The following is a 10601-nucleotide window of genomic DNA, read 5'->3' as shown; positions in this document are numbered from 1 at the left end:
AGGAGTTCGATTCTCCTCATCTCCACCAATTCGACTGTATGAGCCGCCCAGAGGGGCGGCTTTTTGTTTTGTAAATCAAAAAGCCGCACGCGTTCTGCATGCGGCAATCCGTTCTGCGTTACAAATTGTTCTTCAACTTTTCCAGATCGGGGAAGAGGTCGCCAATGGCGTCGGAGAGTCCTTCGCTGGGTTCTAGGATCTCGAGGACGGGGCGCATGGTCTCGCGGAATTTCGCATCGTCCTGCATGAGGGCGAGGACGGCGCTCGTGTTCACGGCATCGGCGAGCGCGGAGTGCTGACTGCCCTCGAATCTGCGCCCCATCGCGCCGAGTGCATGCTTCAGCGCGAGGCTGTTGTGCAGCCCGAGACGGTCATCGAATGCCTGCTGCAAGTCGACCCAGCGGGTATCAAGCCAGCCCACATCGAACGCGGGCAGCTTCAGGCGGCACTCCTTGCGCAGCTGCTTGATGTCGGACATGCTCCACGAATAAATCTTCGTCTCCGCCTCGCCAATCCATGCGACGAACGCGTGAAAGCTCTCGGAGAATGCAGGGCGTCCTGCGACCTGCTCCTGCGTGATGCCCGTGAGCTCGGTGATGTGCTTCTTCACCATCCCGTACTCGGGGCAGACATAGCACTGGAATTCGTCCTCCTGCTCGAAGTTCTCATTCAGGCGGACGGCACCGATCTCGATGATCTCCCCGTTGAGTTTTCTGCGTACTTCCCTGTGTTCCTTCGAGACAGGGTTCATCTCAAGGTCTACGACGATGTGTTTCATGAGCAATCCTTACTTTCGAAAAAATCTGCCGCAAATGACGCACGGCAGACGGTGTTGCGGTATTTTGTGGCACGGCTCAGTTGACGCGCGTTTTCTGCATGAAATGTTTCGTGTTTGTATTACTATAGCACAATATTTTCAGAAAATCAACGCATGGGCAATTCGTCCCATCTTCACCTGTTTCATTTTCCCAAAAACATGGTAGAATACAGAGAGGATAGTATAGGAAAAGGGAGTCTGCTCATGAATTGGAAAGTTGTCCTCGTGCTGCTGACGTGCAATGTGCTCTTCATGTCCGCGAGCTATACGATGATTATTCCGTTCCTGCCGATGTATCTGACGAATGAGCTTGGCGTTGACGATACGACGGTGAATCTCTGGTCGGGCGTGGCGTTCTCCGTGACCTTCCTCGTCTCGGCGGTCATGGCGCCGATCTGGGGGCGCATTGCCGACCGCAAGGGGAAACGCCTCATGGCAATGCGTGCGAGCCTCCTCATCTCGCTGAGCTATTTCCTCGGCGGCATTGTCACCTCGCCCGAGCAGCTCGTATTGGTACGCATCTTTCAGGGATTTGCGGCGGGGCTCTGGCCGATGGATCTTGCAATCATGACGCTCTATGCGCCGCGCGAGCGGCTCGGCTTCTCACTCGGCATCATGCAGGGAACGCTGACGGCGGGCGGGGTCGTGGGGCCGCTGCTCGGCGGCGTGCTCGCGGAGGCGTTCGGCATGCGCGCGAGCTTCTACATCGGCGGTATCGCGCTCTTCATCAACTTCCTTGCGTTCACCTTCATCATCAAGGAGCCTCCGATGCCGCAGGAGAGCGCGCCGCTCACAGCGGAGGAGCAAAATCCGTGGCATCTCTGGCGCATTCCCATCCTGCGCACAATGATGATCGTGAGCACGCTCGCGCAGATGGTGACGTTCATCCTTATGCCCGTCATCACAACTTACATCAAATACCTCGCGGGAGACATGGAGAATATCGTGCTTGTCGCGGGCGTTGTGTTCTCGCTCGGCGGCATTGCGGGTGCGATGTCCGCGCCGCTCTGGGGCATCTTCGGCACACGGCGCAGCTACTTCGTCGCCATGTGCCTCGCGATGTCCTGCGCAGGGATGATCCTCGCCTTGCAGGGAATCCCCGAGACACTGCTCCCGTTCGCCGCGATGCAGTTCGGCGTCGGGCTCTTCCTCGCGGGGGTTCAGCCCTCACTGAACGCCGTGATTGCACAGCACACGCCCGCGCAGCTAAAAGGGAGCGTCTTCGGCATGCTCTTCGCCGCGCAGCAGGTGGGCGGGTTCACGGGGCCGCTCCTCGGCGGCGTCGTCGCAACCTACCTCGGTATGCACTTCCTCTTTCCGACGGCAGGGTCGATTCTCCTCATACTCGCACTGTTTGTCTGGTGGAGATATATACACAAGAGAGGCGCAGAAATATAAAAATGCGGTACGAAGCTGTTTTGACTTCGTACCGCATTTTTCGTTGGCGCGCTCAAGGCGCCCCTTCCACCATGCTGCGCATGGTCCCCCTCCCCCGTTTCGACGGGGGAGGCTGTTGGAGTACGGTATATTAGCTTCCCCCGCCGAAGCGGGGGAGCGGTCAACCTCTTCCAATCACACTGCGCCTTTCGGCTTGTGTTCTTGGGAGGTTTTCCCATACGACCTGTTACCCGCTCAGCTGCACCCTTCGGGCTTGCTTCTCGGACAGGTCAGTAAGTGGCGAGTGAAACGAGCCGATAGGGGCGCTCCTTACAGATGCGCGAGCACAGCGTCCGCCATCTCGCGCGTGCCGACCTTTGTGCAGCCCGTGTCTGCGATGTAGATGTCCGCCGTGCGCTTGCCCTCGGCGAGCGCCGCGTCCACTGCCGCCTCGACGGCGTTCGCCGCCGCCTCCTCGTGAAGCGCGTAGCGCAAGAGCATTGCCGCCGAGAGAATCGTCCCGAGCGGGTTTGCAATCCCCTGCCCCGCAATGTCAGGCGCACTGCCGTGAATCGGCTCGAAGAGGCTCGTGCCCGTGCCGATGGACGCGGACGGCATCAGCCCGATCGAGCCGCCGATGACCGCTGCCTCATCCGAGAGAATGTCGCCGAAGAGGTTGCCCGTCACGATCACATCGAACTGCGTCGGACGCACGGCAAGCTGCATGGCGCAGTTGTCGACGTAGAGATGATCGAGCGCGACATCCGCGTACTCCTCGGCAAGCGCCGTCACTGTGCGCCGCCAGAGACGCGAGGTTGCAAGGACATTTGCCTTGTCCACGGATGTGACCTTCGAGCGGCGCAGGCGTGCCGTCTCGAACGCAAGCCGTGCAATGCGCTCCACCTCGGGGACGGAGTAGTTCTCCATATCCCACGCGCGCTCACTGCCGTCCACCTGCTCCGACTCGCATTTCTCACCGAAGTAGATGCCGCCGATCAGCTCGCGCACGATGACGAGATCGACGCCGCGCACGAGTTCAGGCTTCAGCGGCGAATGCTCGATCAGTGCGTCCGCGACCTTTACGGGGCGCAGGTTCGCATACAGCCCAAGACCCTTGCGGAGGCCCAAAATCGCACGCTCGGGACGAAGCGCCGGCTCGACCGCATCCCACTTCGTCCCGCCGACCGCACCGAAGAGCACGCCGTCCGACGCTTTACAGACCGCGAGGGTGTCCTCGGGCAGCGGCGTGCCGAATTTATCGTATGCCGTACCGCCCGCGTCGCGTGTCTCATACGTCAGCCCGAGTGAGAATTTCGCATCGACGGCTTTGAGGACGCGCACGGCTTCCGTCGTGATCTCCTGTCCGATGCCGTCGCCGGGGACGACTGCTATCTTATACGCCATGACGGAATCCTCCATTCTCGCGGATGTAGCTTAAGAGTCCGCCCGCACGCGCGATGTCCTGCACGAAGCCCGGCAGGGGATGTGCATGGAACGTATCGCCCGTCGTCAGATTCTCAATCGCCCCCGTTGCCGTGTCCACGCGCAGACGGTCGCCCGCGCTGATCCGCTCCACGGCATCGCCGATCTCAAGGAGCGGCAGACCGATGTTGATGCCGTTGCGATAGAAGATGCGCGCAAAGCTCGCCGCAATCACGACGGGCACGCCCGATGCTGCAATCGCAATCGGCGCGTGCTCACGCGAGGAACCGCAGCCGAAGTTGCGCCCACCGACCATGATGTCGCCCTCCGCCACATTTCCGGCGAACGTCGTGTCGATGTCCTCCATGCAGTGCGCCGCGAGCGCCTTCGGCTCGAACGTATTCAGATACCGCGCGGGGATGATTACGTCCGTGTCGATGTTGTCGCCGTACCGCCAGACCTTTCCCTCGAACATCACGCCACCTCCTCGGGGGCTGCAATCCGCCCCAGTATTGCACTTGCCGCCGCGACGTGCGGACCTGCGAGATAGACCTCGCTGTCGACGTGTCCCATGCGCCCGCGGAAATTGCGGTTCGTCGTCGAGACACACCGCTCGCCTGCCGCGAGGATGCCCATGTAGCCGCCGAGACACGGCCCGCAGGTCGGTGTCGAGATCGCCGCGCCCGCGTCCATGAATATATCGAGATAGCCACGCCGCATCGACTCATGATAGACCCACGGCGATCCGGGGATGATGATGCAGCGCACGCGCTCGTGCACCGTATGTCCCTTCAAAATCTCCGCCGCAATCGCCATATCCTCAAGCCGCCCGTTCGTACACGAACCGATGACGACCTGATCGATTGCAATCGGCTCCGCGATGTCCATGACGCGCTTCGTATTCTCCGGCAGATGCGGGAACGAGACGACGGGGCGCAGCTCGCTGAGGTTGATCTCCACCGTGCGCGCGTACTGTGCGTCGGGGTCGGCGTGCACCGGCTCAAACGGCGCGGTCATGCGCCCCTCGACGTATTCCCTGCACACATCATCGTACGGGAAAATGCCGTTCTTGCCGCCCGCCTCGATCGCCATGTTCGCAATCGTCAGGCGGTCGGTCATAGAGAGGTCGGCAACGCCCTCGCCCGTGAACTCAAGGCTCTGATAGAGCGCGCCGTCCACGCCGATCATGCCGATGAGCGTCAGGATCACATCCTTGCCGCTGATGCCCGAGGGCTTTTTGCCCGTCAGATGCACGTTGATCGCCTCGGGCACTTTGAACCACGCTTCGCCCGTCGCCATGCCGACTGCGAGATCGGTCGTGCCGACACCCGTCGAGAAGCCGTTCACCGCGCCGTAGGTGCAGGTATGCGAGTCCGCGCCGATGGTCAGCATGCCCGGCCCAACGATGCCCTTCTCGGGCAGGATGACGTGCTCGATGCCGACGCGCCCCTGCTCGTAGTAGTGCAAAATGTCATGCTTTCGTGCAAAGTCGCGCATGATCTTTGCCAGCTCGGAGGACTTGATGTCCTTCGCGGGCTGGAAATGATCGGGAATCAGCGCGATCTTCGTACGGTCGAAGACAGGGCATCCCGTCTTTTCAAACTCCTTGATCGACGGCGGCCCCGTCACATCGTTTGCGAGCACCATGTCGAGACGGCACGTGACGAGCTGCCCCGGCTCAACGTGCTCCAGTCCCGCATGGCGTGCGAGAATCTTCTCGCTCATATTCATGCCCATTCATAGCCCTCCAAAATATACAGAAAAAGGGGCTATGCAGCCCCTTTGTTGTGCCCTTGATAAAGCGCTCCTTCCACCACGCTGCGCATGGTCCCCCTTCCCCGCTGCGGCGGGGCAGGCAAGGGAGCGGTGAGTTAGTCCTTACGCAGATCCGCGCCGTCCTTGAGCCACGACATCATGCCGCGCAGCTCCTTTCCGACCTCCTCGATCGGATGCTCTGCGTGGATGCGGCGCTCCGCGAGGAAGTTCGCGCGCCCTGCCGCATTGTTCTCCGTGAGCCACTGACGCGCAAACGTGCCGTCCTGAATCTCACCGAGGATCTTCTTCATCTCCGCCTTCGTCTCATCCGTGATGATGCGCGGGCCGCGCGTATAGTCGCCGTACTCCGCCGTGTCGGAGATGGACTTGCGCATCTTCGCCATACCGCCCTCATACATGAGATCGACGATGAGCTTCATCTCGTGGAAGCACTCAAAGTATGCGATCTCCGGCTGATAGCCCGCCTCAATCAGCGTCTCAAAGCCGTTCTGGATGAGGTGGGTCACGCCGCCGCAAAGAACGACCTGCTCACCGAAGAGATCGGTCTCCGTCTCCTCCTGGAACGTCGTCTGAATGACGCCCGCGCGCGTGCCGCCGATGCCGCGTGCGTACGCCAGCGCGAGGTCAAAGCATGTGCCCGTCGCATCCTGTCCGACCGCGAACACATCGGGAACGCCGCCGCCCTCGCGGAACGTACGGCGGACGAGGTGACCGGGACCCTTCGGTGCAACCATGAACACGTCGATGTCATCGGCGGGGACGATCTGGTTGAAATGGATGTTGAAGCCGTGTGCGAACGCGAGTGCACTGTTAGGTCTAAGGTTCGGCGCAATCTCGCTCTTGTAGAGCGCCGCCTGCTTCTCGTCCGGAATGAGGATCATCGTGACATCTGCCTGCTTTACCGCCTCTGCCACGGGGAGAACCTTCAGCCCGTCTTCCTCGGCGAGCTTCGCCGATTTCGAGCCCGCATAGAGCCCAATGACGACATTGATTCCGCTGTCCTTGAGGTTCAGCGCGTGTGCATGCCCCTGACTGCCGTAGCCGATGACCGCGACCGTCTTGCCCTCGAGCACGCTCCAGTTGACATCCTGATCATAGTAAGTTTTTGCCATAGTACTCCCGCTCCTCACAATGTTCATAAATTGTGTGTTCCCCCCGCTCGAGCGCAATGAGCCCCGTGCGGATGACCTCGACGATCCCATATGGTTTGATTACCTTGAGGAATGCCGTCACCTTGTCATCGCTGCCCGTGATCTCAAAGATGATCGAGGAGGACTCCACATCGACGACGTGCGCCCGGAACAGCTCGCCCATCTTGAGCACGTCGAGACGATTCGCATCGTCCGCCCGCACCTTGATGAGCGTCATGCCGCGGCACGCTGCGCTCTTTTCGTCCAGCCGCTGAACCGCCCGCACGACGGGCATCTTTTCCAGCTGCTTAATCATCTGCTCGACGAGATTCCCATCCCCCTGCATCACGACCGTGATGCGCGAGAAATCCGGCGACTCCGTCACGCCGACAGACAGGCTGTCGATGTTGAACTCGCGCCGCGAAAACATACTCACGACGCGCACCAGAACCCCCGTCTGGTTCTCAACAAAGACGGACAGCACATGTTTCATGATAACAAACTCCTCTCCGCCGCGCCGCAGGTGATTTCGTGCCCTTCATTATCACCCACACATGAGCATTTGTCAATAAGTTTTAGATGACGCCGCGTGTATACGTGTATATGTCTATACCCGCACCTCGAAGCGCGGCTTCTCCTCCTCGCTTTCCTGCGGCGCGATGCGCTTGACGGGCTGCGACGGGGGCGGCGTTGCAGATACCACAGGAGATGGAGGAGGAGCGGCGGGGGCTCTCTGCTGCGTCTGTGCCGCCTTTGGCGATGCCGACTGCCGTTCGGCGGGACGCACATCCGCACGCTCCTCCTCCATCAGACGCGCGAGTGCCTCGCCCGCCGTCAGCCCCGTGAACTCAGGCAGGATCTCGCTGCGCGTATCACGTGCACGCCGCGTGCGCTCCGCCGCCGCAAGGAGATCATCGTGCGCGCCGCGCTCCGATGTCGTGCGCGGCTTCTCCTGTGCGTCCGTCGACGTCGCCCCCTGTTCCTCGGCGCGCTCACGCGCAAGGATACGTTCGCCGAGCGACGGCTCCGTCTCCACATCCGTCTGCTCCTTCTTCTGAAAGAATCGGCGAAAGGCGACAATGCCCACGACGAGTGCCACGCCGATCATGCCCACCCAATAGAGACCGCTCGTCGCCGTGTAGGAGGTCGGTGCCTCGGGCGGCTTCTGCTCGGTATTTGCCAGCTGCTGCTTCAGCGCCGCATTCTCCTGTGCGAGATCGAGCCCCTTTGCCACATCCGCGCCCTTCTGCCCCTCGACCGTTGTCCCGCGGTCCACCTTCGCGGCAGATGTGCTCACGGCATCACCCTTCGCCGCGTCCGTGCGCGCGGCAGCATTCGGACGCTCCGCCGTGTCGCCTGCCTTTGGCGCACCCGTCGTCGTCTTCGAGAGCGCACCATTGCCCTGCGCCACAGAGTCACGCGCCTGCTGCTCCGCCTGTGCATCGCCCGTCGTATGCGTCGTATTCGCCTGCGCGTCGCGCGCCGCATCGCCGAGCGTGATCTTCGGCGGCGACGGGGGTGTCGGCGGTGTCGGTGGGGTAATCGCCATAGCAGCACTCCTTTCTCATATCGATTGACTTTTAATAACGAATTTGTTATCATGCAGGTGGAGGGATTTTCATGTATGAACTGATCTTCTATCACGCCCGAAACGGACAATCAGAGATCGAAGCTCATCTCGATGCACTTGCCAAAGAAGCGCAAACAAGCAAGACCAGTCGCATCAATCGCGAGAAAATCCTCGCCTATATGAAAGCACTATCCCTCTACGGAACAAGACTCGGAATGCCATTTGTCAAACACATTGGTGGGGATCTCTGGGAGCTTCGGCCTCTGAGTAACCGCATCTTTTTCTTTTATTGGAAAGACAATAGATTTGTTCTCCTGCACCACTTCATAAAGAAATCCCAGAAAACACCTGCAAAGGAAATCCAACAGGCAAAGTTAAAACTCAAGGACTTTTTAGAACGGAGCGAAAAATCATGAGCGTAGAAATCAATGGCGAAACATACCGTACCTTTTCCGACTATATGAATGACGAACGCAAAGTAAGTGCTGCTGAACGAAACCGCATTGAATTCGAAGCCGATCTGATTGGAAAGCTGATCGAAACACGCGAAGAAAAAGGTCTTTCACAGCGCGGTCTTGCAGAGCTCAGCGGCATAAAGCAACCGCAGATTGCACGTCTTGAACGCATGAAGGGCAGCCCCCAACTGGATACCCTGTTCAAAGTCCTCACGCCGCTGGGCTACACACTCTCCATCACGCCGATGAAGCCCGAACCGAATCTATCATAGCAAAAAAACGGCTCAGATGAAAGTATAAAAGCGTCCCGTCAGTTGCGGGACGCTTTTATCGTATCAAAAAGACTGCTACGCTTTATACGCCCGAACGTTCAGGCGGTCTGCCTTCAAATCCTCATCAATCTCCACGCGTGCAAATCCCGCGCCCGTGAGCAGTGCCTCAAGTTCCTCACCCGTATAGACAGACAGTCCATCAACGAGTTTCTGCCACTTTTCATGTGCGCCCGTCTTTCCGCTCGTCTCGTTCGTAATCATGAACACGCCGCCCGCTTTCAGCACACGATGAATTTCGGTAAAGCAGCGCGCAATCTCCGGCCAGAAATACACCGTTTCAAACGCCGTCACGACATCGAACCGAGCATCATCAAACGGCAGCTCCCGCACATTCCCCTGAACGATTTCACAGCGTCCCGCATCAATCGCCGCACGATTCACCTCACGCGACTTCGCTACGGAGACCGTTGAATAGTCCAGCCCCGTCACATGTCCCTCGTCCACCATCCGCAGGAACACGGCGATGTTCGCCCCGCCGCCGCAGCCGCAGTCAAGCACCTCCTCATTCCCTTGCAGGTCGAGATGCGAAAAGCCCCACGCCGCAGTGCCCGCATGACCACGATTCATCATCGCAACGACGACCCGGCCCATTCGTCCCTGCGGTTTCCCGCAATTACTAAAAAATTTGCGAAGCAGTCCCATGACCGCCCCTCCTTTCTGAAAACAACAAAATTTTTTCTGTTAAAAAGTACCTCGCGCACGATGCGCAAGGCACTTTGAAAACACACACTATGATATTACAGCAGCGAGGCACGCAGCTCGTCGCCGCTCTTCGCCGAGAGATAGGCGGGGGCGATGTCGAGGACGGTCTTGCAGCCCGTCACACCCTCAGAGGCGAGGCGATGCGCCGCACGCGCATAGGCGGCGAGGACGCACGCCGTGAACTCGGGGTTCGAGTCGAGCTTCAGGCTGAACTCGATGATGTGCTTGTTCTCCCCATTTGCCCCTGTCGCGCCGGAGCGGAGGACAAAGCCCGCGTGCGGCAGACCCGCATGATCGCGCAGGAGTTCTTCCTCGCTGATGAAATGCACGGTCGTATCGTAGTCCGAGAAGTAGTTCGGCATCGTCACGATCGCCTTCTCGACCGCCGCTGCATCCGCGCCCTCCTCAAGCACGACATAGCACTCGCGCGTATGCTTCTCACGCGTCGTGAGCGTCGGGTTCGAGCCGCTGCGCACAGCCTCGAGCGCGGCGGGTACGGGAACGGTGTATTGCTTGGCATCCCTCACGCCCGGAATGCGGCGGATCGCATCCGAGTGCCCCTGACTCACGCCGCGCCCCCAGAACGTATAGTCCGCACCGTTCGTGAGAACGGCATTCGCATAGGAGCGCGTGAGGGAGAACATGCCCGGATCCCAGCCGACCGAGATCACGCCGACATGCCCCGCCGCCTTTGCCGCCGCATCCACCGCCGCGAAATGCGCGGGAATCTTTGCGTGCGTGTCAAAGCTGTCCACCACGTTGAACAGCTTTGCAAACGCGGGCGTCTGCGCGGGCAGATCGGTCGCAGAACCGCCGCAGAGGATGAGAACATCAACCTTGTCCTTCCACTCTGCCGCCTTGTCCGCATGGACAACCGGCACATTCGTGCGCGGCTGCACCGACGCGGGGTCGCGCCGCGTGAAGATCGCGACGAGTTCCATATCTGCATTTGCCTCAACGGCGTACTCCACGCCGCGTCCAAGATTGCCATAGCCAAGAATACCAATACGAATCATAAAA

At 59.8% G+C, this 10601-nt stretch carries 12 protein-coding genes and 1 other RNA gene (1 of these 13 cut by a window edge); 4 read left to right on the top strand and 9 right to left on the bottom strand.

Annotation, left to right across the window (positions count from 1 at the left end; all coding sequences use genetic code 11):
- Positions 1 to 28: a transfer-messenger RNA gene (ssrA, locus tag AXF19_RS06140) on the top strand; it begins 404 nt to the left of the window's first position.
- Between the two features lie 90 nt (positions 29 to 118).
- On the opposite strand, the gene AXF19_RS06135 is transcribed toward ssrA, so the two are convergent.
- Positions 119 to 778 (bottom strand): 3'-5' exonuclease, encoded by a 660-nt coding sequence (locus AXF19_RS06135; RefSeq protein ID WP_066850100.1) that lies wholly within the window; start codon positions 776 to 778, stop codon positions 119 to 121.
- A gap of 243 nt (positions 779 to 1021) precedes the next feature.
- On the opposite strand from AXF19_RS06135, the gene AXF19_RS06130 reads away from it, so the two are divergent.
- Positions 1022 to 2215, top strand: coding sequence for an MFS transporter (locus tag AXF19_RS06130; protein WP_066846462.1), 1194 nt, complete (start codon positions 1022 to 1024; stop codon positions 2213 to 2215).
- Between the two features lie 309 nt (positions 2216 to 2524).
- Here AXF19_RS06130 and leuB read toward each other — a convergent pair whose 3' ends face one another.
- The 6 genes from leuB to AXF19_RS06100 form a co-directional block, all read right to left on the bottom strand.
- On the bottom strand, positions 2525 to 3598 hold the full coding sequence (gene leuB / locus AXF19_RS06125) for a 3-isopropylmalate dehydrogenase (RefSeq protein WP_066846460.1): 1074 nt from the start codon (positions 3596 to 3598) through the stop codon (positions 2525 to 2527).
- Entirely contained in the window at positions 3588 to 4091 is a 504-nt protein-coding gene (locus AXF19_RS06120; RefSeq protein ID WP_066846457.1) for a 3-isopropylmalate dehydratase small subunit, read from the bottom strand. The genes leuB and AXF19_RS06120 overlap by 11 nt, the downstream gene beginning before the upstream one ends.
- Positions 4091 to 5353 carry a 3-isopropylmalate dehydratase large subunit gene (gene leuC, locus AXF19_RS06115; protein WP_066846454.1) on the bottom strand — a complete coding sequence of 421 codons (1263 nt, stop codon included), beginning with the start codon at positions 5351 to 5353 and terminating at the stop codon, positions 4091 to 4093. Before leuC ends, AXF19_RS06120 begins: the two co-directional genes overlap by 1 nt.
- Positions 5354 to 5487: 134 nt before the next feature.
- On the bottom strand, positions 5488 to 6504 hold the full coding sequence (gene ilvC / locus AXF19_RS06110) for a ketol-acid reductoisomerase (protein WP_066846451.1): 1017 nt from the start codon (positions 6502 to 6504) through the stop codon (positions 5488 to 5490).
- Entirely contained in the window at positions 6485 to 7015 is a 531-nt protein-coding gene (ilvN, locus tag AXF19_RS06105; protein WP_066846448.1) for an acetolactate synthase small subunit, read from the bottom strand. The genes ilvC and ilvN overlap by 20 nt, the downstream gene beginning before the upstream one ends.
- A gap of 114 nt (positions 7016 to 7129) precedes the next feature.
- Positions 7130 to 8071: a hypothetical protein gene (locus AXF19_RS06100; protein WP_066846444.1), complete on the bottom strand. Its 942-nt coding sequence runs from the start codon at positions 8069 to 8071 to the stop codon at positions 7130 to 7132.
- A gap of 71 nt (positions 8072 to 8142) precedes the next feature.
- Here AXF19_RS06100 and AXF19_RS06095 point away from each other — a divergent pair, with 71 nt between their 5' ends.
- Together AXF19_RS06095 and AXF19_RS06090 are read left to right on the top strand one after the other, a co-directional pair.
- Positions 8143 to 8508 (top strand): type II toxin-antitoxin system RelE/ParE family toxin, encoded by a 366-nt coding sequence (locus AXF19_RS06095; protein WP_066846441.1) that lies wholly within the window; start codon positions 8143 to 8145, stop codon positions 8506 to 8508.
- Complete coding sequence (locus tag AXF19_RS06090; protein ID WP_066846438.1) at positions 8505 to 8819, top strand: helix-turn-helix domain-containing protein; 315 nt, start codon at positions 8505 to 8507, stop codon at positions 8817 to 8819. Before AXF19_RS06095 ends, AXF19_RS06090 begins: the two co-directional genes overlap by 4 nt.
- A gap of 75 nt (positions 8820 to 8894) precedes the next feature.
- Here the strand turns inward: AXF19_RS06090 and AXF19_RS06085 are convergent, their stop codons facing one another.
- Positions 8895 to 9521: a class I SAM-dependent methyltransferase gene (locus tag AXF19_RS06085; protein ID WP_066846436.1), complete on the bottom strand. Its 627-nt coding sequence runs from the start codon at positions 9519 to 9521 to the stop codon at positions 8895 to 8897.
- A 95-nt stretch (positions 9522 to 9616) separates the two neighbouring features.
- Positions 9617 to 10597, bottom strand: a complete 981-nt coding sequence (locus AXF19_RS06080; protein ID WP_066846433.1) for a diaminopimelate dehydrogenase — start codon at positions 10595 to 10597, stop codon at positions 9617 to 9619.
- Positions 10598 to 10601: the final 4 nt, after the last annotated feature.

Origin of the sequence: Selenomonas sp. oral taxon 126 (assembly GCF_001683335.1) — a bacterium.
Classification (GTDB): Bacteria; Bacillota; Negativicutes; order Selenomonadales; family Selenomonadaceae; genus Centipeda.
The sequence above is the reverse complement of the archived record's forward strand: the minus strand, read 5'-3'. Positions and strand labels throughout refer to the sequence as shown.

What these genes read in the sequence shown, in the direction of transcription:
- AXF19_RS06135 (WP_066850100.1), bottom strand. Translation starts at nt 778, where the DNA reads ATGAAACACATCGTCGTAGACCTTGAGATGAACCCTGTCTCGAAGGAA.
- AXF19_RS06130 (WP_066846462.1), top strand. Translation starts at nt 1,022, where the DNA reads ATGAATTGGAAAGTTGTCCTCGTGCTGCTGACGTGCAATGTGCTCTTC.
- leuB (WP_066846460.1), bottom strand. Translation starts at nt 3,598, where the DNA reads ATGGCGTATAAGATAGCAGTCGTCCCCGGCGACGGCATCGGACAGGAG.
- AXF19_RS06120 (WP_066846457.1), bottom strand. Translation starts at nt 4,091, where the DNA reads ATGTTCGAGGGAAAGGTCTGGCGGTACGGCGACAACATCGACACGGAC.
- leuC (WP_066846454.1), bottom strand. Translation starts at nt 5,353, where the DNA reads ATGGGCATGAATATGAGCGAGAAGATTCTCGCACGCCATGCGGGACTG.
- ilvC (WP_066846451.1), bottom strand. Translation starts at nt 6,504, where the DNA reads ATGGCAAAAACTTACTATGATCAGGATGTCAACTGGAGCGTGCTCGAG.
- ilvN (WP_066846448.1), bottom strand. Translation starts at nt 7,015, where the DNA reads ATGAAACATGTGCTGTCCGTCTTTGTTGAGAACCAGACGGGGGTTCTG.
- AXF19_RS06100 (WP_066846444.1), bottom strand. Translation starts at nt 8,071, where the DNA reads ATGGCGATTACCCCACCGACACCGCCGACACCCCCGTCGCCGCCGAAG.
- AXF19_RS06095 (WP_066846441.1), top strand. Translation starts at nt 8,143, where the DNA reads ATGTATGAACTGATCTTCTATCACGCCCGAAACGGACAATCAGAGATC.
- AXF19_RS06090 (WP_066846438.1), top strand. Translation starts at nt 8,505, where the DNA reads ATGAGCGTAGAAATCAATGGCGAAACATACCGTACCTTTTCCGACTAT.
- AXF19_RS06085 (WP_066846436.1), bottom strand. Translation starts at nt 9,521, where the DNA reads ATGGGACTGCTTCGCAAATTTTTTAGTAATTGCGGGAAACCGCAGGGA.
- AXF19_RS06080 (WP_066846433.1), bottom strand. Translation starts at nt 10,597, where the DNA reads ATGATTCGTATTGGTATTCTTGGCTATGGCAATCTTGGACGCGGCGTG.